Annotated in this window: 24 protein-coding genes; 20 read left to right on the top strand and 4 right to left on the bottom strand. The window is 71.9% G+C overall.

Annotated features, from left to right (window positions below; genetic code table 11):
- Positions 1-222 precede the first annotated feature (222 nt).
- Together KME79_RS23155 and KME79_RS23150 are read right to left on the bottom strand one after the other, a co-directional pair.
- Entirely contained in the window at positions 223-843 is a 621-nt protein-coding gene (locus tag KME79_RS23155) for an L-threonylcarbamoyladenylate synthase (protein ID WP_148033098.1), read from the bottom strand.
- 54 nt (positions 844-897) lie between these two features.
- Positions 898-1,659 carry a FadR/GntR family transcriptional regulator gene (locus KME79_RS23150; protein ID WP_219546271.1) on the bottom strand — a complete coding sequence of 254 codons (762 nt, stop codon included), beginning with the start codon at positions 1,657-1,659 and terminating at the stop codon, positions 898-900.
- A 184-nt stretch (positions 1,660-1,843) separates the two neighbouring features.
- Between KME79_RS23150 and KME79_RS23145 the strand changes: the two genes are divergently transcribed.
- The 19 genes from KME79_RS23145 (at position 1,844) to KME79_RS45130 (ending at position 23,675) form a co-directional block, all read left to right on the top strand.
- A complete protein-coding gene (locus tag KME79_RS23145; protein ID WP_219546270.1) occupies positions 1,844-3,079 on the top strand; it encodes an ABC transporter substrate-binding protein in 1,236 nt (411 codons plus the stop codon).
- A 57-nt stretch (positions 3,080-3,136) separates the two neighbouring features.
- Positions 3,137-4,069 carry a carbohydrate ABC transporter permease gene (locus KME79_RS23140; RefSeq protein ID WP_219546269.1) on the top strand — a complete coding sequence of 311 codons (933 nt, stop codon included), beginning with the start codon at positions 3,137-3,139 and terminating at the stop codon, positions 4,067-4,069.
- Positions 4,066-4,881: a carbohydrate ABC transporter permease gene (locus KME79_RS23135; protein ID WP_148033094.1), complete on the top strand. Its 816-nt coding sequence runs from the start codon at positions 4,066-4,068 to the stop codon at positions 4,879-4,881. The genes KME79_RS23140 and KME79_RS23135 overlap by 4 nt, the downstream gene beginning before the upstream one ends.
- 4 nt (positions 4,882-4,885) lie before the next feature.
- The gene (dgoD, locus tag KME79_RS23130) at positions 4,886-6,034 is read left to right on the top strand and encodes a galactonate dehydratase (protein ID WP_219546268.1); all 1,149 of its coding nucleotides are present in this window, start codon (positions 4,886-4,888) and stop codon (positions 6,032-6,034) included.
- Positions 6,035-6,036: 2 nt separating this feature from the next.
- A complete protein-coding gene (locus tag KME79_RS23125; protein ID WP_219546267.1) occupies positions 6,037-6,660 on the top strand; it encodes a bifunctional 4-hydroxy-2-oxoglutarate aldolase/2-dehydro-3-deoxy-phosphogluconate aldolase in 624 nt (207 codons plus the stop codon).
- A 24-nt stretch (positions 6,661-6,684) separates the two neighbouring features.
- Positions 6,685-7,914: a D-mannonate dehydratase ManD gene (gene manD / locus KME79_RS23120; RefSeq protein WP_219546266.1), complete on the top strand. Its 1,230-nt coding sequence runs from the start codon at positions 6,685-6,687 to the stop codon at positions 7,912-7,914.
- Positions 7,904-8,455 carry a gluconokinase gene (locus tag KME79_RS23115; RefSeq protein ID WP_219546265.1) on the top strand — a complete coding sequence of 184 codons (552 nt, stop codon included), beginning with the start codon at positions 7,904-7,906 and terminating at the stop codon, positions 8,453-8,455. Before manD ends, KME79_RS23115 begins: the two co-directional genes overlap by 11 nt.
- 145 nt (positions 8,456-8,600) lie before the next feature.
- Positions 8,601-10,262: an ABC transporter substrate-binding protein gene (locus KME79_RS23110; protein WP_219546264.1), complete on the top strand. Its 1,662-nt coding sequence runs from the start codon at positions 8,601-8,603 to the stop codon at positions 10,260-10,262.
- A gap of 2 nt (positions 10,263-10,264) precedes the next feature.
- Positions 10,265-11,275, top strand: a complete 1,011-nt coding sequence (locus KME79_RS23105) for an ABC transporter permease (RefSeq protein ID WP_219546263.1) — start codon at positions 10,265-10,267, stop codon at positions 11,273-11,275.
- A complete protein-coding gene (locus KME79_RS23100; protein WP_219546262.1) occupies positions 11,275-12,141 on the top strand; it encodes an ABC transporter permease in 867 nt (288 codons plus the stop codon). The genes KME79_RS23105 and KME79_RS23100 overlap by 1 nt, the downstream gene beginning before the upstream one ends.
- Complete coding sequence (locus tag KME79_RS46445) at positions 12,138-13,997, top strand: dipeptide ABC transporter ATP-binding protein (protein ID WP_219546261.1); 1,860 nt, start codon at positions 12,138-12,140, stop codon at positions 13,995-13,997. The genes KME79_RS23100 and KME79_RS46445 overlap by 4 nt, the downstream gene beginning before the upstream one ends.
- A gap of 8 nt (positions 13,998-14,005) precedes the next feature.
- Positions 14,006-16,057 (top strand): hydantoinase/oxoprolinase family protein, encoded by a 2,052-nt coding sequence (locus KME79_RS23090; protein ID WP_219546260.1) that lies wholly within the window; start codon positions 14,006-14,008, stop codon positions 16,055-16,057.
- The gene (locus tag KME79_RS23085) at positions 16,054-17,751 is read left to right on the top strand and encodes a hydantoinase B/oxoprolinase family protein (protein WP_148033084.1); all 1,698 of its coding nucleotides are present in this window, start codon (positions 16,054-16,056) and stop codon (positions 17,749-17,751) included. The genes KME79_RS23090 and KME79_RS23085 overlap by 4 nt, the downstream gene beginning before the upstream one ends.
- The gene (locus tag KME79_RS23080; RefSeq protein WP_219546259.1) at positions 17,744-19,570 is read left to right on the top strand and encodes a hydantoinase B/oxoprolinase family protein; all 1,827 of its coding nucleotides are present in this window, start codon (positions 17,744-17,746) and stop codon (positions 19,568-19,570) included. Before KME79_RS23085 ends, KME79_RS23080 begins: the two co-directional genes overlap by 8 nt.
- On the top strand, positions 19,567-20,814 hold the full coding sequence (locus tag KME79_RS23075; protein WP_219546258.1) for an amidohydrolase family protein: 1,248 nt from the start codon (positions 19,567-19,569) through the stop codon (positions 20,812-20,814). Before KME79_RS23080 ends, KME79_RS23075 begins: the two co-directional genes overlap by 4 nt.
- The gene (locus tag KME79_RS23070) at positions 20,811-21,206 is read left to right on the top strand and encodes a DUF4440 domain-containing protein (protein WP_219546257.1); all 396 of its coding nucleotides are present in this window, start codon (positions 20,811-20,813) and stop codon (positions 21,204-21,206) included. The genes KME79_RS23075 and KME79_RS23070 overlap by 4 nt, the downstream gene beginning before the upstream one ends.
- Positions 21,203-21,529 (top strand): TIGR04076 family protein, encoded by a 327-nt coding sequence (locus tag KME79_RS23065; protein WP_148033081.1) that lies wholly within the window; start codon positions 21,203-21,205, stop codon positions 21,527-21,529. Before KME79_RS23070 ends, KME79_RS23065 begins: the two co-directional genes overlap by 4 nt.
- Complete coding sequence (locus KME79_RS23060) at positions 21,526-22,539, top strand: LLM class flavin-dependent oxidoreductase (protein ID WP_219546256.1); 1,014 nt, start codon at positions 21,526-21,528, stop codon at positions 22,537-22,539. Before KME79_RS23065 ends, KME79_RS23060 begins: the two co-directional genes overlap by 4 nt.
- Entirely contained in the window at positions 22,536-23,675 is a 1,140-nt protein-coding gene (locus KME79_RS45130) for an alpha/beta hydrolase (RefSeq protein ID WP_246640267.1), read from the top strand. Before KME79_RS23060 ends, KME79_RS45130 begins: the two co-directional genes overlap by 4 nt.
- On the opposite strand, the gene KME79_RS23050 is transcribed toward KME79_RS45130, so the two are convergent.
- A complete protein-coding gene (locus KME79_RS23050) occupies positions 23,659-24,087 on the bottom strand; it encodes an Lrp/AsnC family transcriptional regulator (RefSeq protein ID WP_219546296.1) in 429 nt (142 codons plus the stop codon). The genes KME79_RS45130 and KME79_RS23050 overlap by 17 nt on opposite strands.
- Before the next feature lie 156 nt (positions 24,088-24,243).
- Here KME79_RS23050 and KME79_RS23045 point away from each other — a divergent pair, with 156 nt between their 5' ends.
- Positions 24,244-25,056, top strand: coding sequence for a tryptophan 2,3-dioxygenase (locus KME79_RS23045; protein WP_219546255.1), 813 nt, complete (start codon positions 24,244-24,246; stop codon positions 25,054-25,056).
- Between the two features lie 4 nt (positions 25,057-25,060).
- Here the strand turns inward: KME79_RS23045 and KME79_RS23040 are convergent, their stop codons facing one another.
- Positions 25,061-25,672, bottom strand: coding sequence for a helix-turn-helix domain-containing protein (locus tag KME79_RS23040; RefSeq protein WP_219546254.1), 612 nt, complete (start codon positions 25,670-25,672; stop codon positions 25,061-25,063).
- Positions 25,673-25,674 lie beyond the last annotated feature (2 nt).

Below are 25,674 nucleotides of genomic sequence, written 5' to 3'. Positions count from 1 at the left end.
GCCCTCAGCGCGTCCAGGATTCAGCGTCGCGGCCCTGCTCGTCGTCGCGGTCCTGTCATGGCAGCGCGGATGGCCCGTCTTCGGCCTGAGCGCGGCCGCCCTGATCCTGGTCGTCCTCACGGTCGCCGTCAGCGGTGGCTCAACCTGCACCTCGTACGGACCGGGCTCGCACTCGCGGCGTTCGCGTGCCTGATCGTCGCCCGGACCGCCGCCTGAAAGGTGCTATTCGAACAGGTCCGCGGGCCCCGTGCCGTGACGGAGGATCTCGGGCTCGCCCTGCGAGAAGTCGACGACGGTCGTCGGGGTGGCGCCGCACTCGCCGGAGTCGATCACGGCGTCGACCGCGTGGTCGAGCCGCTCCTTGATCTCCCAGCCCTGCGTCAGGGGCTCGGTCTCGTCGGGCAGCAGCAGCGTGCTCGACAGCAGCGGCTCGCCCAGCTCGGCCAGCAGGGCCTGGGTGACGACATGGTCGGGGATCCGCACGCCGACCGTCTTCTTCCTGGGGTGCAGCAGTCGCCGCGGCACCTCCTTGGTGGCGGGCAGGATGAACGTGTAACCGCCGGGAGTCGCCGCCTTGACCAGGCGGAACACGGCCTTGTTCACATGCACGAACTGACCGAACTGGGCGAAGTCCCGGCACACCAGCGTGAAGTGGTGCTCGTCGCCGAGGCCGCGGATCTCCCTGATCCGGTCGATGCCGTCCTTGTTGCCGATCCGGCAGCCCAGGGCGTAGCACGAGTCGGTCGGGTACGCGATCAGCCCGTCCGCGTGCAGCAGATCCACCACCTGGTTGATCAGTCGGGGCTGGGGGTTGTCCGGGTGTACGTCCAGGTACTTCGCCACCCTTGGATCTTAGGAGCGGTCACGGGGTGACACGACACGCGGCCCCGTACGGGGTCACACGCCGCCGGGCTCGGCCGTCCGCTCCCACATCGACCGCATCTCGGCGAACCCCTGCTCCATGATGTCGACCATGGCCTGCCTGGCCCGCTCGCCGTCGCGCCGCTGGAGCGCCTGGGCCACGTCGATGTGGAGCTGAAGCGCCTGCTCGTGGGGGTAGTGGGGCATCAGGTGGTAGTGGTGACGTCCGGCCAGCACCTCGGCGACGATCAGTTGCAATTTGGCGAACATCTCGTTGCCCGAGGCTGCCAGCACCCGGCGGTGGAAGTCGATGTCCAGGCTGAGGAAGCGTGACTCGTCGCCGGCCTTCCCCGCGGCCCACATCTTGGCCGCGAGCCCGACCAGCTCGCTCGCCTCGTCGTCGCCGATCCGCTCGGCGGCCAGCCAGGCGGCGTGCGGCTCGATCGCGGTCCGCAGCTCGGTGATCGAGCGCATCTGCGCCATCCGCCCGCCGGAGGCGAGCCGCCAGCGGATCACCTGCGGGTCGAAGACGCTCCACGCGCCGGCGGCCTGGATCATGATGCCGACCCGGCGCCGGGTCTCGATGAGCCCCATGGAGGCGAGCACCCGCAGCACCTCGCGGATGACCGAGCGGGAGACCTGGTAGCGGTCGACCAGGTCTTCGATGCTCAGGACGGAACCGGCGGCCACGTCGCCGTTGCAGATGGCGGTGCCGAGATGGTCGAGGACTCGTGCGTGCAGCCCAGTCTCGGCAAGGGATCGCTGAGTGGGTGCGCCCCCTGGGGAGGACTGGTTCACGGCTGAAAGCATATCAGTTGACGCCAAGCCTTGAATAAATCAGCTTTTTTGCCCTAACATCCCGGCATTAGTCAGATGTTAGACGAGTGTGGCGCCCTTCAGGGGGGCGGCGGCCATGCCAGAAAGGCGAGATGACGTGCGACGTCGATCGATAACCGGTACTTCTCTGGCCGTGGTTGTCGCCATGAGCCTGACCGCCTGCGGCGGAGGCGACGGCGGCGGCGCGTCCGACACGGTCCGGGTCACCCTGGCCAACCACGTGTGGACGGAGAACGTCAAGCAGGCACTGCCCGAGTTCGAGAAGCAGACCGGGCTCAAGGTGGAGATCACCCAGCTCGGCGAGGACCAGCTCTCCGACCAGTACAACGTCAAGCTCAACGCCGGCTCGGCCGACATCGACGTGATGATGTACCGGCCCCTGCAGGAGGGCAAGCTCTTCGCCAGGAACAAGTACCTGGCCGACCTCACGGAGCAGGTGAAGTCCGAGAGCTGGGACTTCAGCGACTTCCAGCCCGGCCCGGTGCAGTCCACCACGTACGAGAGCAAGCCGGTCGGCATCCCGATCATCACCGAGCAGGAGGTCCTCTACTACCGCAAGGACCTGCTGGAGAAGGCCGGCCTGAGCGCCCCGCCCAAGACCCTGGACGAGCTGAAGGCCGCCGCCGCCAAGATCAAGGAGTCGGAGCCTGACGTCGCCGGCTTCGTCGCCCGTACGGGCAAGTCCGCGGCGGTCACCCAGTTCTCCAGCTTCCTCTACAGCTTCGGCGGCGACTTCGTCGACCAGAGCGGCAAGTCGGCGGTCGGCACCGACGCGGCCAAGCAGGCGTACGCCTACTACGGCGAGCTGATCAAGGACTACGGCCCCGCGAACGTCAGCACCGACATGGGCTGGCCCGAGGCGATGGCGATCTTCACCCAGGGCAAGGCCGCCTTCTACACCGAGGCGAACTCGCTCTACAAGAACGCCACCGACGCGGACAAGTCCAAGGTGTCGGACCAGGTGGGCTTCGCGCCGTTCCCGGCCGGCCCGGCGGGCTCGAAGCCGTACAACATCCCGTCGTGGGCGCTGGGCATCAACGACGCCTCCGAGAACACCGAGAACGCCTGGAAGTTCATCGAGTGGGCCACGGGCAAGGAGCAGACGCTCGCCCAGCAGAAGTCCGGTGTGCCGGGCGCCCGGACCTCGGTCTGGGCCGACCCCGAGGGCGTCTCGACCTTCCCCGAGGACCTGGCCGAGGCCATCGCGGCCAGCACCGAGAACGGCGTCGGCCATGACCGGCCGCTGGTGGTGAAGGTCGCCGAGGCCCGCGAGATCGTCGGCCAGCCGATCGTCGACGCGATCACCGGCAAGGACGCCGCGGCTTCGGCCGACACGGCCCACACCGCCTTCCAGCAGTTCCTGGACGACGAGGCCGAGTAAGCGGCACGCGCGGGCGGCGGGCCGAGCGCCCGCCGCCCGCCCACCCCTGGAGACCTCATGGCAACGATCACCAGCAAGGCGCCGAGCGGCGCCACCGGCACGCCCGGCTGGGTGCGCTGGGTCAACGACCACCGCAAGTGGCTGTTCGCCGCGCCCGCGATGACCTTCGTCGCCGCGCTGCTCGTGTTCCCCCTGGCCTGGACCGGGTACCTCAGCCTCACCGACGCCGAGGGATCGGTCCGCGCCGAGAGCGAGTTCGTCGGCTTCCAGAACTACCTCGACGTGCTCTCCGACACCACCAGGTTCTGGCCCGCCGTCGGCCGGACCGCCACGTTCACCGGCGTCGCGCTGCTGTTCGAGATGGTCCTCGGGATGGCGATCGCGCTGCTGCTCTGGCGGCCGTTCAAGGGGCAGAAGTGGGTGCGGGTCGCGATCCTGCTGCCGCTCGTCGCCACCCCGGTCGCGGTCGGCATGATGTGGCGGCTCATCTTCGACCCGAACATCGGCATGGCCAACCAGGTGCTCGGCTGGATCGGCATCGGGCCGCAGCCGTGGCTCGCCGGCGAGCACACCGCCCTGCCCACCACGATCTTCATCGACGTGTGGCAGTGGACGCCGATGGTGGTGCTGATCCTGCTCGCCGGGCTCACCTCGCTGTCGGAGGAGCCGCAGGAGGCGGCCAGGATCGACGGCGCCAGCACCTGGCAGCGGTTCCGGCACGTCACCCTGCCGCTGCTGATGCCCACGGTGACCGTGGCGATCCTGCTGCGCGGCATCGACGCGCTGAAGACCTTCGACATCCTCTACGCCACCAAGGGCCGCGGCGGCGGCTCGTTCCACGAGGTGGAGACCCTGAACGTGTACGCCTACGGGCTCAGCTTCGACTACAACGAGTACGGGGTCTCCTCCACCGTCCTCATCCTGTTCTTCCTGATCATCATCGGGGCGATGTGGGCCCTGACCGCCCGGCGCAAGGAGGCGCGGCGATGAGGCCCAGTCTCGCGTACCGGGTGTTCCGGGTGGCGGCGCTCACCGTCGTGGTGCTCGCCCTGGTGGCGCCGCTGGTCTGGATGGTCGCCGCGGCGTTCAAGACCAACGTCGACATCTACGACCCGGGCAAGGCCCTGGTGTTCTCGCCCACCCTGGACAACTTCGGCAAGGTGCTCCAGCAGGCGAACTACGTCACGTTCATCGTCAACAGCCTCTGGGTGGCGTTCGCCGCCACGGTGGCGTCGCTGATCCTCGGGCTGCCGGCCGCCTACTCGATGAGCCGGTTCAACATGCGCAAGTCCGCGCTGGTGGTGCTGATGGCCCGGATCATCCCCGGCGTCTCGCTCCTGGTGCCCTGGTACTACGTCTTCTCCAACCTGCGGATGGTCGGCGGCTACGAGGTGCTGATCATCAGCCACATGTTCGTGTCGCTGCCGCTGGTGGTCTACATCATGATGGGCTACTTCGACAGCCTGCCGACGGAGCTGGAGGAGGCGGCGCTGGTCGACGGGCTGACCCACATCGGCGCGTTCCGCCGCATCACGCTGCCGCTGTCGGTGCCGGGCATCGCGACCGCCGGGATCCTGTCCTTCATCTTCTCCTGGAACAACTTCATGTTCGCGCTCGTGCTCTCCGACGCCGACACCAAGACGCTGCCCGTCGCGATCTTCGACTTCGTCGGGTACGCCAGCATCGATTGGGGCGGCCTGATGGCCGCGACCACCGTGGTCACCCTGCCGATCATGGTGATCGCCCTGTTCGTGCAGAAGTACGTGGTCTCCGGCCTCACCGCCGGCGCGACGAAGGGCTGAGCCGATGACGACCATCGCGCGCGTCGAGACCTTCCTCGTCGCCCCCCGCTGGCTGTTCGTCCGGGTGGAGACCGGCTCCGGGATCGTCGGCTGGGGCGAGGCCACCTGCGAGGGGCGGTCCGAGACCGTCAGGACCGCCGTGGACCAGCTCGCGGAGCTGCTGATCGGCCGGGACGCGCTGCGGATCGAGGACCACTGGCAGGTGCTGACCAAGGGCTCGTTCTACCGCGGCGGCCCGATCCTGGCCAGCGCCGTGGCGGGCCTCGACCAGGCGCTCTGGGACATCGCGGGCAAGCACTTCGGCGCTCCGGTGCATCAGCTGCTCGGCGGGCCGGTACGGGACCGGATCCGGGTGTACGGCTGGGTCGGCGGCGACGAGCCGGGCGAGGTCCGCGACCACGTCGCCGCCCAGGTCGAGGCCGGGCTCACCGCGGTGAAGATGAACGCCTCGGGCAGGATGAGCCCGGTCGCGTCGGTCGCCGAGCTGAACGGCGTGGTCGCCCGGGTGGCCGCCGCCCGCGAGGTGCTCGGCGACCACCGTGACGTCGCCGTCGACCTGCACGGGCGGTTCACCCTCGCCAGCGCCCGCCGGGTGGCGCCGCTGCTGGAGCCGTACCGGCCGCTGTTCCTGGAGGAGCCGGTCGTACCGGAGAACTCGCACCTCATCGGCGAGTTCGTCCGCTCGACCACCATCCCCGTCTCGACGGGGGAGCGGCTCTACAGCAGGCAGGAGTTCCTGCCCGTCCTCCAGGCCGGCATCGCGGTCGCCCAGCCGGACCTCTCGCACGCCGGCGGCATCACCGAGGTGCGCAAGATCGCCGCGCTCGCCGAGGTGTACGACGTGCAGCTCGCCCCGCACTGCCCGCTCGGCCCGATCGCCCTCGCGGCCTGCCTGCAGGTCGGCTTCGCCACGCCCAACTACCTGATCCAGGAGCAGAGCCTCGGCATCCACTACAACCTGGGCGCCGACATGCTGGACTACTGCGTGGACAAGACCCCGCTGACCTTCGTCGACGGGTACGTCGAGCGGCTCACCGGGCCCGGCCTGGGCATCGAGGTCGACGAGCAGGCGGTGCGCTCGGCCGGCAAGCGGGGACACGCCTGGCGCGGCCCCGTCTGGCGGCACCGGGACGGCTCCTACGCGGAATGGTGACCATGACATCCGACTTCACCGCCACCCTCGCCGCCACCCGGCTGCTGGCGATCATCCGCGGCTCCGGCGGGGCGGCCGCCGTCGCCGCCGGGACCGCGCTGCTCGACGAGGGCGTCCGCGTGCTGGAGGTGGCCCTGACCACCCCCGGCGCGCTCGACGCCATCGCGGCCATCCGGGCCGCCGCGCCGGCCGGCACGCTGGTGGGCGCCGGCACCGTGCTCACCGAGGCGGACGTCGCCGACGTGGCCGCCGCCGGCGCGCAGTTCGTCGTCACCCCGGCCGTCGTCGACTCCATCGGCGCGGCGGCCAGGCGAGGGCTCCCGGTCGCCGCCGGAGCGCTCACCCCGACCGAGGCGTACACCGCGACGCGGATGGGCGCCGCCGCGGTCAAGCTCTTCCCCGCCTCGCTGGGCGGCCCGGCCTACCTGAAGGCGCTGCGCGACCCGTTCCCGCACCTCCCGTTCGTCGCGGTGGGCGGCGTCGGCCTGGCCGAGCTGCCCGGCTTCCTCGCCGCCGGCGCGATCGCGGCCGGCGTCGGGGGGCCGCTGGTCGGCGACGCGGCGTCCGGCGGCGACCTGGACGCCCTGCGCGAGCGGGCCCGCGCCTTCCTGGCCGCGACGTCGTGACCCCTCGTTGAGAAAGGCATCCACGTGAAGATCACCGCAGCGGACGTCATCGTCACCAGCCCCGACCGCAACTTCGTGACCCTCAAGATCACGACGGATGACGGGATCACCGGGCTGGGCGACGGCACACTCAACGGGCGGGAGCTGGCGGTCGCGTCGTACCTGGCCGACCACGTCGCCCCCCTGCTGATCGGACGGGACCCGCACCGCATCGAGGACACCTGGCAGTTCCTCTACCGCTCGGCGTACTGGCGGCGCGGCCCCGTCACCATGGCCGCCATCGCCGCCGTGGACGTGGCGCTCTGGGACATCAAGGCCAAGGCCGCCGGGATGCCGCTCTACCAGCTGCTCGGCGGAGCCTCCCGGAACGGGATCATGGCGTACGGGCACGCCTCGGGCCGCGACCTGCCGGAGCTGTTCGACTCGATCCGCCTGCACCTGGAGCTGGGGTACCGGTCGATCCGGGTGCAGACCTCCGTGCCGGGGGTCGACGCGGTGTACGGCGTCGCCGCCCAGCCGAGCATCGACGGCAAGCGGTACGACTACGAGCCGGCCCAGCGCACCCCGCTGCCCGCCGAGGAGGACTGGGACACCCGCGCCTACCTGCGCCACCTGCCCGGCGTCTTCGAGGCGGTACGGAACGAGTTCGGCCCCGAGCTGCCGCTGCTGCACGACGGGCACCATCGGATGACCCCCATCCAGGCGGCCAGGCTCGGCAAGGACCTCGAACCGTACGACCTGTTCTGGCTGGAGGACTGCACCCCGGCGGAGAACCAGGAGGCGCTGCGCCTGGTCCGGCAGCACACCACCACCCCGCTGGCCATCGGCGAGGTCTTCAACACCGTGTGGGACTACCAGACCCTGATCCGCGAGCAGCTCATCGACTACGTCCGCTCCGCCGTCACCCACACCGGCGGGATCACCGCCATGCGCAAGCTCCTCGACTACGCCGCCCAGTACCAGATCAAGTCCGGCATCCACGGCCCGACCGACATCTCGCCGGTCGGCATGGCCGCCGCGCTCCACCTGGACCTGGCGATCCACAACTTCGGCATCCAGGAGTACATGCGGCACGGCCCGGCCACCGACGAGGTGTTCCGGCAGTCGTTCAGCTTCACCAACGGCTACCTGCACCCCGGCGAGCTGCCGGGGATCGGCGTGGAGCTCGACGAGGAGGCGGCGGCGCGCTTCCCGTACCAGGCGGCCTACCTGCCGTTCAACCGGCTCAAGGACGGCACCGTCCATGACTGGTGACCGTCCGCCCACCCGGCACATCGTGGTCATGGGCGTGTCGGGCGCGGGCAAGACGACCGTGGCCCGCGGCATCAGCGAGGCGACCGGGCTGCGGTTCGCCGAGGCGGACGAGTTCCACTCGGAGGCGAACGTGGCCCGGATGCGCGCCGGCGTCCCGCTGGACGACGCGGACCGCTGGCCGTGGCTGCGCGACCTGGCCTCCTGGATGGCCGACCGGCACGCCGAAGGCGTCTCCACCGTCCTGGCGTGCTCGGCGCTCAAGCGCGCCTACCGCGACGTCCTGCGGCAGGGTCCGCCGGACGTGGAGTTCGTCCACCTCGACGGGGCACCGGAGCTGATCAGGGACCGGATGACCCGCCGCACCGGCCACTACATGGCGGCCGGCCTGCTCGACTCGCAGCAGCAGATCCTGGAGCACCTCGATCCGGACGAGTCCGGGATGGTGCTGGACGTGGCGCTGTCACCGGACGAGCTGGTGGCGGCGGCGCTCACCCGTCTCGGCCTGCCCGGCCGGATGTTTCCCTCTGGTGAAATTATCTGAACGTCCTTGTCCTTAATGCCCGGTTACCGGTACAACGTCAGAGATAGACAGGACTCTGACCGGTGAACTGGCACGCGGGAGCGTTCAGTGAACGGAAGGCCTGACTGAACACGTCGTCTCTTCCGTGTCCCCCAGGAGGACCCCCATGGCCGGATTCTCACGTGCGGTCGCCGCCGGCTCGCTGCCGATGTCGCGCAGGTCGGCGCTGCGGCTCGGCGGCGGCGTGGCGCTGCTGCTCGCCGCCGGGTGCGCCGCCGGGACCAAGGGGGGCGAGCAGCCGCAGCCGTCGGGGGCCGCGTCCGGCGGGGAGGGCGGCGCCCTGCGCATCGCCGTGGGCGGCTACGTCAGCAGCTGGGACCAGGACTTCGTGGGGTTCGACCTCACCGCGCTCATGCTGTTCAAGAACGTCTTCCCCTACATGATCGACTACGGCGTGAAGGACGTCGGCGGGGCGCAGATCCTCGACACCGAGAGCATCGCCCCCACCTTCGCCGAGTCGTTCGAGCCGGACGCCGACAACAAGGTCTGGACGCTGAAGCTGCGCAAGGGCGTCAAGTTCGCCAGCGGCAACGAGATGACCGCGGCCGACGTCAAGTGGTCCAAGGACCGGGCGTTCGCCGCCAAGGCCAACGTCGCGGGCGTCTACCGGCTGATCGGGCTCACCGAGGCCGACCAGGTCAAGGTGGTCGACGACTACACGGTGGAGTTCCACCAGGCGTTCCCCAGCGCGCTCACCTGGCAGATCCAGGCCATCTCCCTGTACGTCTTCGACTCCGCCGAGGCCAAGAAGCACGCCACCGACGCCGACCCCTGGGCCAAGGAGTGGTTCGCCAAGAACCCGCCGACCGGCGGCTACTTCGAGGTCTCCAAGGCGGTCCAGGGCCAGGAGATCGAGCTCAGCGCCAACACCGGCTACCCCGGCCAGGACCCGGCCAGGCTGAGCACCATCCGCCTCACCGTGGTCTCGGCCGCCGCCACCCAGCGCCTGCAGCTGGAGGCGGGCGACGTGGACATCGCCCTCGGGATGAGCCGCCGCGACGTCGCCGACCTGAAGGACGCCCAGGGCATCAAGGTGATCTCCGCGCCCAGCAACAACCAGGTGGCCATCCAGATGTCGGTCGCCACCGCGCCGTTCGACGACGTCAAGGTGCGCCAGGCGCTGGCCTGCGCGGTTCCGTACGAGCAGATCATCAGCAACGTGTACGGCGGCGACGCCCGCCCGGCCAAGAGCCTGGTGCCGCTGGACATGCCGGGTTACGCCGAGACCGGCTACCCCTACGCCTACGACCTGGACAGGGCGAAGGCCCTGCTGGCCGAGGCCGGCAAGCCGTCGATCAGCTCCGAGCTCGTCTTCGAGGCCGACAACGCCGAGCAGCAGCAGATCGCCGTGCTGGTGCAGAGCGAGGCCAGGAAGGCCGGCATCGAGCTGAAGCTCGTCCCGCTGGACCCGGCGACCCTCGGCGAGCGCCGCGAGAAGAAGAGCATCCCGCTGCAGCTCACCGCCGGGCAGCTGTGGGTCAACGACGTCGAGTACATGCTCGGCACCAGCTTCACCAAGGGCGCCAACCTGAACTACTCCAACTACGTCAACGACGAGATCGAGAAGATCTTCGAGCAGTCGCACACCACGGTGGAGGAGGCCGAGCGGCTCAAGCTGTGGGCCCGGGTGCAGGAGATCCTCGCGGCCGACGTGCCGTGGGCGATCATCTGCCAGCCGAACTTCACCCTCCCGGTGCGCGAGGAGGTCGCCGGCTGGGTCCAGCCGATGGACGGCCTGGCCCGCCTGCGTTACCTGACCAAGGCATAACTGTGCGGATCGCCCGATTCACCGCACGGCGCCTGCTGCAGGCCGTGCCCGTCCTCCTCGGCGTCGTCGTGGTGACGTTCGTGCTGGTCCGCGTGCTGCCCGGCGATCCGATCCGGACGATCCTCGGCCCCAACGCCACGGAGGCCGACGCGGCGGCGGCGCGTGCCCGTTACGGGCTGGACCAGCCGATGTGGCAGCAGTTCGTGGACTACCTGGGCGGGCTGTTCACCGGTGACCTGGGCGTGTCCATCCAGAGCGGCCAGTCGGTGATGGGCGAGATGGCCGTCCGCCTCGGGCCCACGCTCGAGCTCGTCGTGATCGCCGTGACGATCGCGACGGTGCTGGCCACTGTGCTCGGCATCTGGTCCGCGCGCCGCGCGGGCCGCGCCGGTGACCACACGCTGCGGGTGCTGGCCCTGGTGGGCAACTCGCTGCCGGAGTTCTGGCTCGGCCTGGTGCTCATCCTGGTCGTGTACAGCGGCCTCGGCTGGGTGCCGGCGCCCAGCGGCCGGGTCGACCCGGACACGAACCTGTCGCTGATCACCGGCGCGGACCTGCTGGACGCCGTGCTCACCGGCAACGGCCCGGCGTTCGCGTCGGCCGCCGGCCACCTGGTGCTGCCGGTGGCGACCATGGTCGTCGTCATCGTGGCGCCGCTGATGCGCAGTGTGCGCGCCTCGGCGCTGGAGGTGCTGGGCTCGGAGGCGTACCGGGCGGCCGCCGCGCACGGCCTGCCGGAGCGCACGCTGCTGCGCGGCTATCTCGCCCGCGCCGCCCTGGTGCGGCTGCCCGCGCTGGCGGCGCTGGTGTTCGGGTTCGCGATCGGGTCGACGGTGCTGGTGGAGTACGTCTTCTCCTGGCAGGGCTTCGGGCAGTGGGCGCTGCGCGGGCTGCTGTTCCGGGACTACCCGGTGGTGCAGGCGTCGGTCGTGGTGATCGCGCTGTGCTACACGCTGATCTTCCTGATCGCGGACGTGGTGCACGCCGTCCTCGACCCGAGAGTGAGGATCTGATGGCCGACCTGACCACGGCGGGGGAGGCCGGCCCGCCGCGCGCCGCCGCCGCGGACCGCGGCTTCGCCACCACGCTGATCCGGACCGGGTCGGTGATCCTGGGGCTGGTCGTGCTCGCCGTGCTGATCGGGCCGCTGCTGGTCCGCTGGGGACCCGAGGAGATCGACGCGGCGGCCTCGCTGGCCCCGCCCGGCGGGGCGCACCCGCTGGGGACCGACGTCAACGGCATGGACATCCTCAGCCGGGTGCTGCACGCGGGCCGCCTGGACCTGGGCGTCGCCGTCGCGTCGGTCGCCCTGGCGGTGGTGCTCGGCACGCTGCTCGGGATCGTCGCCGGGTACCGCGGCGGGCTGGTCGACGACGTGCTGATGCGGATCCTGGACGTGTTCCAGGCGTTCCCGGCGTTCATCCTGGCGCTGGCGGTCGCCGCCCTGCTCGGGGGCGGCGTGCCCGAGCTGATCCTGGTGATCGCCCTGGTCAACGCGCCCGCGTACGCCCGTCTCGTCCGGGCCGAGGTGCGCACGGTGCGGGAGCTGCCGTTCGTGGAGGCGTCCAGGACGTCGGGATCGTCCGGCCTGGGCACCCTCTGGCGGCACGTGCTGCCCAACAGCCTCACCCCGGTACGCGTCATCGCGCCGCTGAACTGCGGCTGGGCCATGCTCACCCTGGCCGGGCTGTCCTTCCTGGGTCTCGGCGTCACCGTGCCGACGGCGGAGTGGGGGGCCATGATCAGTCTCGGCTCGGCGGACGTGGTCGCCGGGCGCTGGTGGACCTCGGTGCCGCCCGGCCTGCTGCTGCTGGTCAGCGTGCTCGGGTTCAGCCTGCTCGGCGAAGGGCTGCAGGAACGCGCGGGGGTCACCCGATGACCCTGCTCGACATCCGGGACCTGAAGGTCGCCATCGGTTCCGTACAGGCACTCGCCGGCGTGGACCTCACGGTCGCGCGCGGCGAGGTCGTCGGGCTGGTGGGGGAGAGCGGCGGCGGCAAGAGCATGATCGCCAGATCGGTCGTGGGGCTCCTGCCGGACGGCGCCCGCGCCACCGGCCAGGTCCTCTTCGAGGATCGGGACGTGCTGACGATGGACGCCGCGACGCTGGCGGCGCACCGCGGCGCGGGCGCGGCGATCTGCTTCCAGAACCCGCGCGGCGCGCTCAGCCCGACCCGCGTCATCGGCCGTCAGCTCACCGACCGCCTGGTGACCCACCAGGGCATGGACGCCTCCCAGGCGCGCTCGGCGGCGGTCGGCCTGTTCGAGAGCGTCGGCATCCGCTCGGCGGCCCGGCGGTTCGGCAGCTACCCGCACGAGCTCTCCGGCGGCCAGGCGCAGCGCGTCATGATCTCCCTCGCCACCGGCTGCGCCCCTGGACTGCTCATCGCCGACGAGCCCACCACCGGCCTGGACGTCACCCTCACCCGCGAGATCCTGCTCCGGTTCCGCGAGGCGGCCGACGAGGAGGGCCGCGGCGTGCTCCTCATCTCCCACGACCTCGCGTCCATCGCCCGCATCTGCGACCGCCTCGTCGTCCTGAACGCGGGCGCGATCGTCGAACACGGCCCCACCACCGCCATCCTGACCACCCCAGCCGCCCCCTACACCCGCACCCTCCTCGCGGCCGTCCCCACCCTCCCTAGCCCCCACCCCGCCGAGTCCGGCGAGTCCGCGGGTTCCGCCGACCCCGCGCGGCCCGCAGGTGCGGGCGTGTCCGCAGAGTCCGGCGACCCTGCCCAGCCCGCAGGTTCCGCCGTTTCCGGTGATGAGGTCGTGCGGGTTGAGGATGCGCATGTGGTGTACGGGAGCCGGTTCGGGGCGGGGGGGCACCATGCGCTGCGGGGCGTCAGTCTGACGGTGCGTGCGGGGGAGACGGTGGGGGTGGTCGGCGAGAGCGGGAGCGGCAAGAGCACGCTGGCCCGGCTCATGCTCGGCATGATCACCCCGTCGCGGGGCGCGGTCACGCTGGCCGGGCGCGAGCCGTCACGTCTGCGCGGGCGGGCGCTGCGGGCCCTGCGCCGCCGCGCCCAGCTCGTGTTCCAGGACCCGATCGGCTCGCTCAGCCCGCGCCGCACCGTCGCCGACGCGGTGGCCGAGCCCCTGCGCGCCGCCGGGGTCAAGGCGCCCGAACGGGCCCGGCGGGTCGCGGCGGTGCTGGAGCGCATGGGCCTGGACGGGACGTACGCGGAGCGCCGCCCGCACGAGCTGTCCGGCGGCCAGGCGCAGCGCGTCGGCATCGCCAGGGCGCTGGCCGGTGAGCCCGACCTGATCGTCTTCGACGAGCCCACGTCCGCGCTGGACGTGACCGTACAGGCGCAGATCCTGAAGGTGATCGGCGAGGTGACGGCCGAGCGGGGCCGCGGCTCGGTGTTCATCTCGCACGACCTGGCCACCGTGCGCGGCTTCTGCGACCGGGTCGTGGTGCTCTACCTGGGCCGGATCGTCGAGGAGGGCCCGGTCGAGGAGGTCTTCGCCCGGCCGCGGCATCCGTACACGATGGCGCTCCTGGCCGCCGTGCCCTCGCTGGACGGCGAGGAGGAGACCGGCCGGGTGCGCCTGACCAAGGACCCGGAGGAGGCAGCCGCGGGCGGCGGCTGCGCGCTCGCGCCGCGCTGCCCGTTCGCGGAGGACGCCTGCCGCACCGAGGAGCAGGAACTGCGGACCCTGGGCCGCGCCCGCGTGGCCTGCCGCCGCGCCGGCGCGCTTCCCGATCTCGAAGGACCAGAGAGGTGACACATCCCATGCCCGCGATCAGGCTGGCCGTCGACATCGGCGGCACCTTCGTCGACGCCATGGAGCTGGACACGCGCACCCACGCGGTCCGCTTCCGCAAGGCGCCGACGACCCCGGCCCGCCCCTGGGAGGGCGTGCTCACCGCCGTCGAGCTGCTCGGCACCGACCTGCGCGAGGTGGAGCTGTTCATCCACGGCACCACGCTCGGGCTGAACGCGGTGCTGGAGCGGCGCGGCGAGACCACCGGGATCATCGCCAACGAGGGCTTCCGTGACGTCTTCCTGCTGGGCCGGGGCAACGTGCCCTCGGACCACATGTACGACTTCCAGTACCAGCGCCCGGAGAGCCTGGTCCGCCGCGCCGCCACGATCGGGGTGCGGGGGCGGCTCGACTACAAGGGCCGCGTCGTGGAGGACCTGGACCCGGACGACGTGCGGGAGGCCGCCCGGATCCTGGTGGAGGAGCAGGGGGTCCGGACGATCGCGGTCTGCTTCCTGCACTCCTACCTCAACCCCGAGCACGAGAAGCAGGCCGCGCGGCTCATCCGCGAGGCGTACCCGCAGGTCACCGTTTCGGTGTCGACGGACATCGTGCGCGAGTACCGCGAGTACGAGCGGACCAGCACCACCGTCCTGGACGCCTACATCCGCCCCATCTTCGAGCGTTACGTCGACCGCCTGGAGGCGGGCCTGGCCGAGGACGGCTTCGACGGCCGGTTTCTGATCATGCGGTCCGGCGGCGGTTCGATGACCTCGGGGGTGGCCAAGACCTCGCCCATGCACACCGTGCTGTCCGGCCCGGCCGGCGGCATCGTCGGAGCCGCGCACGTCGCCGCCGCGCTCGGCCGCGACAACCTGCTGACCTTCGACATCGGCGGCACGTCGCTGGACACCTGCGTGATCGAGCGGGGCGCGGCGGTGGCGGCCTACGAGGCGAAGCTGGAGCACTTCCCGCTGCTCATCCCCGCCTACGACATCCGCACCATCGGCGCGGGCGGCGGCTCGGTCGCCCACCTGGACCGCGGCCTGCTCAAGGTCGGCCCGCAGAGCGCCGGCGCCGACCCCGGCCCGGTCTGCTACGGCCGCGGCGGCACCCGGCCCACGGTCACCGACGCCGCCGTGACCCTCGGCTACGTCGACCCGGACCGCTTCCTCGGCGGCGACATGCGCCTGCACGACGAGGCGGCCAGGGAGGCGCTGCGCGAGCAGATCGCCGAGCCGCTCGGGCTCGGCGTCGAGGCCGCCGCGGCCGGGATCTTCGACGTGCTGCTGGCCAGGACGGTCGGCGCGGTCCGGCAGATCACGGTCGAGCGGGGCCACGATCCCCGGGTCTTCTCTCTGCTGGCCTTCGGCGGCGCCGGGCCGCTGCTGGCGCCGCTCCTCGCCCGCGAGATGGGCATCCCCGAGGTGATCGTCCCGTTCGCGCCGTCCGGGTTCTCCGCGTGGGGCATGCTGGCGGCCGACATCGTGGACGACGTGTCGCGTACCGTCATGGTCACCCTGGAGGACGCCGACCTGGCCGCGCTGGAGTCGGTGTTCGCCGAGGCCGCGGCCGAGGCGGCGGCCTCGCTCGCGGCGCAGGGCATCCCCGCCGGGCAGGCCGTGCTGGAACGCGCCATGGAGGTGCGCTACCTCGGCCAGGAGCACTCGCTGACGGTCCCCGTCGGCCGCGACCTGCGCCCCGACGTGGTGCGGGCCGCGTTCGAGGAGCTGCACCACGCCCGGTACGGGCACGTCATGGACAACCAGCTGCAGATCCTGAACCTGCGGGTGCGCGGCATCGGGCGCATCGAGAAGCCGGAGCTGCCCCGGCACGCCCCCGGCGACGGCGACGCCTCCCGGGCCCGCACCGGCCGGCGGGACGCCTACGACTTCGGGACGCGGGCGGTGACGGAGTTCGCCGTGTACGACCGGGCCAAGCTGGAGCCGGGCGACGCCCTGGACGGCCCCGCCCTGATCGACGAGGGCACCTCCACCACGGTCGTGCACTCCGGGCAGCGCGTCCAGGTGGACCCCTTCGGTCATCTGCTGGTCACTCTCACTCCGGAGGCTCGGGCATGAGCGAGGCGAACGTGCGGCTGGACGGCGCGACGGCCGAGGTGGTCCGCAGCTACCTGCTGGCCGCGGCCGAGGAGATGCGGGCCACCCTGATCCGCACCTCGTTCAACCCGGTGATCTACGAGGTGCACGACTTCGGGCTGTCCATGTACGACGCGGACCTGCGGCTGGTGGCCGAGGCCACCGGGCTGACGTTCTTCCTGGGGGCGAACGACTTCTCGCTGGCCAAGGGCGTGGAGTACGTGGGCAGGGAGAACCTGCACCGCGGTGACATCGTGCTGCTCAACTACCCGTACTGGAACGCGGCCCACTCGTACGACGCGACCCTGTTCGCCCCGGTGTTCCAGCCGGATCCCGCGGACCCGGAGGCCGACGGCACGCTGGTCGGGTTCCTGTGCGTGCGGGCGCACTGGATGGATCTGGGCGCCAAGGATCCGGGCTATGTCCTGGATTCGACGGACATGCATCAGGAAGGTTTGATTTTTCCGGGTACGAAGGTGTTCTCCCGGGGTGAGCCTGTGCGGGAGATCCATGAGCTGATCCGGTTCAACTCGCGGATGCCGGACCTGGTCATCGGTGACCTGCACGCCCAGGTGGCCGCTCTGCGCACCGGCGAGCGCCGCCTGCTGGAGATCCTGGACAAGTTCGGCCGCCCCACCGTGGACGCGGCCGTCCAGCGCATGGTCGAGGACGGCGAGGCCCGCACTCGCGCCGCCCTCGCGGCGCTGCCGCAGGGCACCTGGACGGCCGAGGACTGGGTCGACGACGACGGCATCACCGAGGACCCGGTCAAGATGCGGGTCACGGTCACGATCGCCGACGGGCGCTTCACGGTCGACTTCGACGGCTCCGCCCCGGCCACGCCTGGCCCGATCAACATGCCGTTCGGCGCCACCGTCGCGCTCTGCAAGGTCATACTCAAGTCGCTGACCTCGCCCGACGAGCCGTCCAACCACGGCACGACGGTGCCGCTGGAGGTCCGCGCCGAGCCGGGGACGCTGTTCCACGCCGTCTACCCGCAGCCCACGTTCACGCTCTGGACCGGCATCGTGGCGGTGGAGCTCATCCTCAAGGCGCTGGCGCAGGGCATGCCGGACCGGGTGCCCGCGTCGTCCGGGGGTGACGTGCCCGGTTTCATGATGGTCGGCACGCATCCCGACACCGGTCAGATGTTCGCCGTCAGCAACAACGACCTCGTCGGCTGGGGCGCCACGCCGGACCACGACGGCATGAACGCGGCGACCCACGTCTCCGGCAGCGCCGGGCGGAGCACCCCGATCGAGGTGCTGGAGGCGCGTACCGGGATGTTCTTCGAACGACTGGAGATGCGTACGGACTCGGGCGGCGCGGGCCGTCACCGGGGCGGAGTGGGCCTGCGGCGCGAGATCCGCTTCACCACGCCGGGAGAGTTCCTGTCGGTGATCAAGAAGACGCGTTCGCGGCCGTGGGCGCTGGAGGGCGGGCTGGAGCCGGACCCGAACCAGGTGATCGTGTTCCCCGGCACGGATCGTGAGGCCCGGGTCAGCACCAAGCGGGTCAAGGTCGAGCCGGGGGACCGGGTGACGCTGCTGACGGCGGGCGGCGGCGGCCACGGCGACCCGCGCGAGCGTGACCCCGAGGCGGTCCGCCGCGACGTCGCCGAGGGCTACGTCTCAGCGGAGGCCGCCCGCGAGATCTACGGCGTGGACGATGGCTGACCCCACCACGCCCAGCCCCGTACGGCCGGATGGTCCTGCGCGGTCTGGTGCCGGGGTTTCTGGCATCGCTCTGGACGGGGCGACGGCGGAGGTCGTGCGCTGTCATCTGGTCGCGGTGGCCGAGGAGATGCGGGCCACCCTGGAGCGGACCTCGTTCAACCCCGTGATCTACGAGGTGCGCGACTACGGGATCTCGGTCTACGACCCGGACCTGCGGCTGGTCGCCGAGGCCACCGGGCTGAGCCGGTTCCTCGGCGCGAACGACTACTCCATCCGCAAGGGCGTGGAGTACGTGGGGCGGGAGAACCTGCTGCCCGGTGACGTGGTGCTGCTGAACTACCCGTACTGGAATGCGGCCCACTCCTACGACGCGACCCTGTTCGCCCCGGTGTACGGGGACTCCGGGCTGCTGGGCTTCGTGTGCGTGCGGGCGCATTGGATGGATCTGGGCGCCAAGGATCCGGGCTATGTCCTGGATTCGACGGACATGCATCAGGAAGGGTTGATTTTTCCGGGTACGAAGGTGTTTTCCCGGGGTGAGCCTGTGCGGGAGATCCATGAGCTGATCCGGTTCAACTCGCGGATGCCGGACCTGGTCATCGGTGACCTGCACGCCCAGGTGGCCGCCCTGCGCACCGGCGAACGCCGCCTCGCCGACGTGCACGCCCGCTACGGCACGCCCCTGGTGACCGCCGCCGTGGACAGGGCCGTCGAGGCCGCCACCAGGTCGGCCGCCGACGCCGTCGCCGCGCTGCCGCAGGGCACGTGGACAGCCGAGGACTGGCTGGACGACGACGGCATCACCGAGGACCCGGTCAAGATGCGGGTGACGGTCACGATCGCCGGCGGACGCTTCACCGTCGACTTCGACGGCTCGGCCGCGATGACGCCCGGGCCGGTGAACCTCCCCCTGGGCGCCACCATCGCCACCTGCCGGGTCGCGTTCAAGGCGATCACCACCCCGTGGGAGGAGACCAACGCGGGCCACTTCGCGCCGCTGGAGGTACGGGCCGAGCCCGGCACCCTGTTCCACGCCACCTACCCCGCGGCCACGTTCACCCAGTGGACGGGCACGGTCGCGCTGGAGCTGATCTACAAGGCGCTGGCGCAGGGCATGCCGGACCGGTTGCCGGCCTCGTCCGGGGGTGACGTGCCCGGCTTCATGATGGTCGGTACGCATCCCGACACCGGCCGGATGTTCGCCGTCAGCAACAACGACGCCGTCGGCTGGGGCGGCACACCGGACCACGACGGCATCGGCCCCGCCAACCACCTGGCCCAGACACAGGCCCGCAACACGCCGGTCGAGGTGCTGGAGGCGCGTACCGGGATGTTCTTCGAACGCCTGGAGATGCGTACGGACTCGGGCGGCGCGGGCCGTCACCGGGGCGGGGTGGGCCTGCGGCGCGACATCCGCTTCACCACGCCGGGAGAGTTCCTGTCGGTGATCAAGAAGACGCGGTCGCGGCCATGGGCCCTGATGGGCGGGCTGGAGCCGGACCCGAACCAGGTGATCGTGTTCCCCTGCACCGACCGTGAGGCGCGCGTGAGCACCAAACGGGTCAAGGTCCAGCCAGGAGACCGCGTGACGCTGCTGACAGCGGGCGGCGGCGGCCACGGCGACCCGCGCGATCGCGATCCCGAGGCGGTCCGCCGCGACGTCGCCGAGGGCTACGTCTCAGCGGAAGCCGCCCGCGACGTCTACGACGTGGCGGCGCCGCTCCCCGTTCCCTCCCCACCCCCGACGGCGGGCGGCTCCCCGCTCAAGCCCTCCCTGCCTCCGACGGCGGGGGGCTCCATGCTCAAGGAGATGCGATGAACACGGTCGTGATCACCGGCTGCACCGTGGCCGACGGCCGGGTGGCCGACGGGGCGAGCCCCGTCGAGGACGCCGGGATCCTCGTACGGGACGACCGCATCGCGGCCGTGGGCACCCGGCAGGAGATCCTGGCCGAGGTGGCGGACCGGACGGACGTGGACCGCGTCGACCTCGGCGGCGCGTACGTCACGCCCGGCCTGGTCAACATGCATACCCATCTGTCCCTGTCCCTCCCCGGCGCCGGCGGTGACCAGGTCAAGGACCTGAACCCGCACGAGCTGGCCCTCTACATGGCCGACGGCGCCCGCCGCACCCTCGACTGCGGCGTCACCACCGTGCGCTGCGTGGCCGAGAAGGACCACGCCGACTTCGCGCTCCGGCGCGCCATCGAGGCCGGCCGGGTGCCCGGACCCCGGATGTTCACCGCCGGGCGCGCCCTGGTCTGCACCGGCGGGCACGGCCACGAGGGCACCGACACCCTGGAGTGCGACGGCGTCGACGGCTTCAGGCGCGGCACCCGCGCCCAGCTCAAGGCCGGCGCCGACCTCATCAAGGTGATGATCTCCGGCGGCATCGCGGGACAGCACGAGTCGATCGACACGCCCCAGCTGTTCGCCGACGAGATGGCGGCGGTGATCGAGACCGCGCACGCCTGGGGCCGCAGGGTCACCGCGCACGCCGGCCCCGCCGCCGTGATCGCCCAGGCCGTGGAGCTCGGCCTGGACTGCGTGGAGCACGGCTACCAGCTCACCCCCGAGGTGGCCGCCCGGATGGCCGCCCGCGGCACCGCGCTGGTGCCCACCCTGCTGGTCACCCGGTGCAAGGAGTTCTTCGACGAGCTGGGCGTGCCGGAGTGGATGCAGTGCCGCTCGCTCGGCGCCGGCCCCGCCCACCTGGACAGCTTCGCCACCGCGGTGGCCGCCGGGGTGGAGGTGCTGCTCGGCAGCGACATGCCGCCGTTCTGGTCGTTCGAGGGCACCAACGCGACCGTGCGCGAGCTGGAGCACATGGCCGAGGTGATCGGCCCGGCCCGCGCGCTCCACGCCGCCACCCTGGGGCCCGCCCGCTGGCTCCGCGCCGAGGCCGACATCGGCACCGTGGAACCCGGCCGGTACGCCGACCTGATCGCGATGGACGAGAACCCCCTGGCCGCGGCGTCCGCGTACCGGGGCGTCCACTGGGTGATGAAGGGCGGCCGCGTCGTGCGGACCGGCCCCCCGACCTCTGGAAGGAAGACACCGTGACCCTGGACGCCGCGGCGGACATCGCCGCCGCCATCGACGACATGTACGCCGCGTTCGTCGCCGGCGACCGCGCCCGCTTCGACGGCCACCTGCACCCCGACGTGACCACCTGGGAGACCCACCTGCCGGGGCCGCTGCGCACCCGCGCCGAGCTGGACGCCTACCGCGACGCCCGGGACGGCGCCGGCCGCCGGCCGGTCATGGACACGCTGACCGCCCGCGACAAGCGCATCGACGTCTGGGGAGAGGTGGGCGTGGCCCGGTACGTCCTGGTGGCCGAGCCGCACGGCGCCCCCGCCCAGCACACCAGGGTCACCGACGTGCTCCGGCACACGCGCGGCCGCTGGCTGATCGCCCACCATCACGCCGAGCTGCTGAGTGAGGGAGCATGACCACCGGCGACACCGACATGGAGCTCTACGACCTGCGGGTCACCGTCGACACGATCGAGGGCCGCTCGGTCTGCGGCATGGCCGTGGGCGACTACTTCGAGCTGGAGAACAGCGCCCACCTGCGGATCCCCGACGGCCGCCACTTCTGCGTCTGGGCCCTGGCCGCCGTCCTGCCCTTCCTGGCCGCCAAACAGCGCGACCTCGGCCCGGGGGACTGGCTGGAACGCGACACCCTGTTCTGCTGCCCGGACCCGGAGGAGCGGCTCACCATGCGGCTGGAGCGCGTCCGGCGCCGCCCGATGAACTCGGCGGACCTCACATGAGCCGCGGCTACGAGATCGGCATCGGCCTGCAGAGCGACAAGCGCCCGGGCGACTACGCCCGGCTGGCCCGCATCGCCGAGGAGCACGGCATCGACGTGGTGTCGGTGTTCGGCGACCTGATGTACCAGCCGCCCATCTTCCCGCTGCTGGAGATGGCCGCCGCCACCTCCCGGGTGCGCCTGGGCACGGCCTGCCTCAACCCCTACTCGATGGCCCCGTACGAGATCGCGGGCCAGGTCGCCGCGCTCGACCTGGCCTCCGGCGGGCGGGCCTACCTGGGCCTGGCCCGCGGCACCTGGCTGGGCGAGGTGGGGCTGGCGCAGCCGCGCCCGCTGACCGCGCTGGCCGAGTGCGCCGAGGTCGTGTACCGGCTGCTCGGCGGCGACACCTCCGGCTTCTCCGGCGAGGTGTTCACGCTGGCGCCCGGCACCGCGCTGCGCTACCCCGTACAGCGTCCCCGCCCGCCGCTGCTGATCGGCGCCTGGGGCGCTCGCGGCGCGGCGCTCGCGGGACGTCTCGCCGACGAGATCAAGGTGGGCGGCAGCGCCAACCCGGCGATGGTGCCGGTGATCAGGGAGCGGCTGCGTCCGGGTGCCGAACAGGCCGGGCGGTCCGCCGACGACGTCGGCATCGTGCTCGGCGCGGTCACCGTCGTGGCCGCCGACGGCGCCGCCGCCCGCGCCAAGGCCCGGCGCGAGGTGGCGATGTACCTCGCCGTCGTGGCCGACCTGGACCCCACCGCGAACGTCCCCGCCGACCTGCTGGCACGGGTCAAGACCGAGACCGCGGCGGGACGCCACGACGAGGCGGCCAGGCTCATCCCGGACGACCTGCTGGACCTGTTCGCGTTCTCCGGCACACCCGACCAGGTGGCAGCCCAGGCACAGCGCCTGATCGACGCGGGCGTCCACCGCGTCGAGTTCGGCACCCCCCACGGCCTCACCAACGATCAGGGCGTGTCCCTGATCGGCGCGGAGGTCGTCCCCATGCTGAGGCCCGCGACGCGATGACGACTGTTACCGTGCTCACCGCCCCCGGGCTCGTCGCGGATCTCGGGCTGCTCGGGGAGCTGGCCGGGCGCGAGTTCGCGGCGCTCCGGGTCGCCGGCCGGGTGGTCTCGCCGCCGGACACGCCGTCCTTCCAGGCCGCCCTGGACGCCGCCGGAGCGGACGGACTGGTGGTCGCGCTGCCCGGCGCCGATCCTGAGGTGCGCGCCCTGATGGACCCGCCCAGGCCGTACGCGCCGCGGCTGGTCTGGCTGGACCTGGGGGTGACCGGCCCGCACCCGGCCGGCGGCGCCGCCCACCTGTACGGGCGCGGCGCGCAGGGCCTGACCTGGGCCATCCGGCACGTCGTGCACCGCGCGGCCGCCCGGCCCCGCCGCGTCCACTACGGCCCGCACCCCGACCAGTACGGCGAGCTCCATTTGCCGGAGACGCGGCCCGCCCCCGTGGCGATGCTGCTGCACGGCGGCTTCTACCGGTCCATCTGGGCCGCCGACCTCATGGACGCCCTCGCCGCCGACCTGGCCGCCCGCGGATTCGCCGCGTGGAACGTGGAGTACCGCCGCCCGGACAGGCACGGCTGGGCCGCGACCGTGTCCGACGTCGCCGCCGCTTACACGGCGCTCAGCACCTTGCCGGACCCCGACCTGCCGGACCCGGGCCGGCCGCTCGGTGACCGTTCGGACCTCGACCCCGCCCGCGTCGCCGTGATCGGCCACTCCGCCGGCGGCCAGCTCGCGCTGCGCCTGGCCGCCGACCTCTGGCAGTCGGGACGCCCGGCCCCCGCGCTGGCCGTCTCCCTCGCCGGGCTGCTTGACCTGGTGGAATGCGACCTGCGCGACCTCAGCGGCGGCGCGACCGCCATGGCGCTGGGCGGCCGCAGCACCGAGATCCCGGAGGAGTACGCCAGATCCAGCCCGCTGGCCCGTCTCCCGCTGGGCGGCCCGCAGCTCGTCGTGCAGGGCGCCCAGGACGACCCGGACCTGGTCGACTTCAACCGCCGGTACGCCGCCGCGGGGACGGACGACGACGTCACCTACCTGGAACGCCCCGGCGACCACTTCGACGTGATCGACCCGGCCGCCCCCATCTGGGACGCCACCGCCGAGCTGATCGCCGCGAGGCTCAGGGCAGCTCCGTGACCGGCCGCCACCGCACGGGGCTGGACAGCACCATCGTGCTCGACGGCCGCCCGTACTGAGCCAGCCGGTCGATCAGCCCTTCGAAGTCCGCCATCGACGCCAGCGCAACCACCAGCAGGCAGCACGTGTCACCGGTGACCCGGTACACCTGCACGATCTCCGGCTGCTCCAGCGCCTCCTCGTGACGCAGCACGCAGCGCGCCCCGTAACAGGACATCCGGATGAGCGCCCGCACCGTACGCCCGGCCCGCCCCAGGTCGACGTGCGCGTGGTAGCCCTCGATCACCCCGGTCTCCTCCAGCCGCCGCACCCGCTCGGCCACGGCGGGGGAGGACAGGTGCACCCGCCGGGACAGCTCGCTGAAAGAGAGCCGGGCGTCGGCCTGCAGCTCGGTAAGGATCGCCCAGTCCATCGCGTCCACGGCACCCACCCATCACTCTCGGCAGCGGTGAAGGCGAACCCGCGGTCCTGCTTTGAGAACGGAAAGTCTCCCCGTCCCAACGCCTTCGACATGCCATTTCATCACAGTTTGTCTTCGGTGAACATTGAGGTGAACGAGGAGGAAGCGATGGTGACCCCCAATCTGAGCTTCGCGCAAGCCACGCCGTACGACGAGTACGTCGGCACGGACACCCTGCGCGCGCTGCCGGGCCCGCGCACCGACGCGCCCGAGGAGCCCGCCTTCCTGGTGACCACTCAGGTGATGGAGCTCTACTTCGGCCTGGTGCGCACCGAACTGCGTCTGGCCGCCCGCCTGCTCGGCACCCCCGACCTGCCCCCGGCGACCGCCGCCATCGCCCGCGCGGCGGCCTACCTGGAGGTGGTCAACACCGCCTGGCGCCCGCTGAACCGCCTCACGCCGCGCCAGTTCAACGCCTTCCGGCCGGCGCTCGGCGAGGGCTCCGGGTTCCAGTCGGCGCTCTACCGCGAGGTCGAGTTCCTGCTCGGCGACAAGTCCGAGTCCCTGGCGCGGGTGCACCGCGGCAATCCCGAGGCCCACGGCGAGCTGCTGGCGGCGCTGCGCGCGCCCAGCCTGTACGACGTCGCCCTGTCCGTGCTGGCCCGGCTCGGCTACGAGATCCCCGCCACCACCCTGGCGCGCGACCCGGCGCAGCCGTACCAGCCCGAGCCCTTGGTCGAGCAGGCCTGGGCCCGCGTGTACGCCGAGCGCGGCGCCGGCGACCACCTCTGGGAGCTCGCCGAGGCGCTGACCGACGTCGCCGAGGGGTTCATGCGGTGGCGCACCCTCCACCTCATGGTGGTCCGCCGCGCGATGGGCGCGAAGACGGGCACCGGAGGGTCGAGCGGCGCGAGCTGGCTGGAGCGGTCGCTGCGCCGCGAGATCTTCCCGGAGCTGTGGTCGGCCAGGACCCTGATCTGAGCGTCTAGAACAGCCTGGGCGTCACGACGGACACCACCGTCGTCACCTCGTCGGTGTCGTTGTACATGCTGTGCGGCACCGTCGAGCGCAGGTGGACGCTGTCGCCGGGGTGGAGCCGGTGCTCCACCCCGTCCACCTCGTACAGCAACTCCCCGCTCAGCACGTAGGCGAACTCCTCCCCGGCGTGCCCGTACGCCGGCTCCCGCCGCCCGCCCGGCGCGATGTGCACCAGCAGCGGCTCCAGCACCAGGCTGGGCCCGCGCGAGGACAGCATCCGGTACGTCTGGGCCCCCGACACGTACTCGGTCGCCGCCGTCTGGGCCCGGGTGAGGGTGAAATGCTCCGGCAGTCGCTCGGCGTCCCGTCCGGGCTGGTGGCCGGGGGAGTCGTCGAAGAACTCGGCGACGCCCCGGTCCAGCGCCGCCGCGACGCTGTTCAGCGCGACCAGCCCGATGGTGGAGATCCCGCGCTCCACCTGGGAGAGGAACCCGATCGACAGGCCGGAACCGGCCGACAGGCCGCGCAGTGTCATCCCGCGTTCCTTGCGGAACTGGCGCATCCGCGCACCCACGAGCTCCTGACGGGGCTCGTCCGCGGACCGGCCTCCCGACGTCACCG

Origin of the sequence: Nonomuraea harbinensis, from assembly GCF_019396385.1 — a bacterium.
Classification (GTDB): Bacteria; Actinomycetota; Actinomycetes; order Streptosporangiales; family Streptosporangiaceae; genus Nonomuraea; species Nonomuraea ferruginea.
Note: the sequence above shows the minus strand (reverse complement) of the source record. Positions and strands in the feature narration are given on the sequence as shown.

Excerpts from the sequence above, each read along its gene's own strand:
- KME79_RS23145 (WP_219546270.1), top strand. The coding sequence starts at position 1,844 with ATGAGCCTGACCGCCTGCGGCGGAGGCGACGGCGGCGGCGCGTCCGAC.
- KME79_RS23140 (WP_219546269.1), top strand. The coding sequence starts at position 3,137 with ATGGCAACGATCACCAGCAAGGCGCCGAGCGGCGCCACCGGCACGCCC.
- KME79_RS23135 (WP_148033094.1), top strand. The coding sequence starts at position 4,066 with ATGAGGCCCAGTCTCGCGTACCGGGTGTTCCGGGTGGCGGCGCTCACC.
- dgoD (WP_219546268.1), top strand. The coding sequence starts at position 4,886 with ATGACGACCATCGCGCGCGTCGAGACCTTCCTCGTCGCCCCCCGCTGG.
- KME79_RS23125 (WP_219546267.1), top strand. The coding sequence starts at position 6,037 with ATGACATCCGACTTCACCGCCACCCTCGCCGCCACCCGGCTGCTGGCG.
- KME79_RS23115 (WP_219546265.1), top strand. The coding sequence starts at position 7,904 with ATGACTGGTGACCGTCCGCCCACCCGGCACATCGTGGTCATGGGCGTG.
- KME79_RS23110 (WP_219546264.1), top strand. The coding sequence starts at position 8,601 with ATGGCCGGATTCTCACGTGCGGTCGCCGCCGGCTCGCTGCCGATGTCG.
- KME79_RS23100 (WP_219546262.1), top strand. The coding sequence starts at position 11,275 with ATGGCCGACCTGACCACGGCGGGGGAGGCCGGCCCGCCGCGCGCCGCC.
- KME79_RS46445 (WP_219546261.1), top strand. The coding sequence starts at position 12,138 with ATGACCCTGCTCGACATCCGGGACCTGAAGGTCGCCATCGGTTCCGTA.
- KME79_RS23090 (WP_219546260.1), top strand. The coding sequence starts at position 14,006 with ATGCCCGCGATCAGGCTGGCCGTCGACATCGGCGGCACCTTCGTCGAC.
- KME79_RS23085 (WP_148033084.1), top strand. The coding sequence starts at position 16,054 with ATGAGCGAGGCGAACGTGCGGCTGGACGGCGCGACGGCCGAGGTGGTC.
- KME79_RS23080 (WP_219546259.1), top strand. The coding sequence starts at position 17,744 with ATGGCTGACCCCACCACGCCCAGCCCCGTACGGCCGGATGGTCCTGCG.
- KME79_RS23075 (WP_219546258.1), top strand. The coding sequence starts at position 19,567 with ATGAACACGGTCGTGATCACCGGCTGCACCGTGGCCGACGGCCGGGTG.
- KME79_RS23065 (WP_148033081.1), top strand. The coding sequence starts at position 21,203 with ATGACCACCGGCGACACCGACATGGAGCTCTACGACCTGCGGGTCACC.
- KME79_RS23060 (WP_219546256.1), top strand. The coding sequence starts at position 21,526 with ATGAGCCGCGGCTACGAGATCGGCATCGGCCTGCAGAGCGACAAGCGC.
- KME79_RS45130 (WP_246640267.1), top strand. The coding sequence starts at position 22,536 with ATGACGACTGTTACCGTGCTCACCGCCCCCGGGCTCGTCGCGGATCTC.
- KME79_RS23050 (WP_219546296.1), bottom strand. The coding sequence starts at position 24,087 with ATGGACTGGGCGATCCTTACCGAGCTGCAGGCCGACGCCCGGCTCTCT.
- KME79_RS23045 (WP_219546255.1), top strand. The coding sequence starts at position 24,244 with ATGGTGACCCCCAATCTGAGCTTCGCGCAAGCCACGCCGTACGACGAG.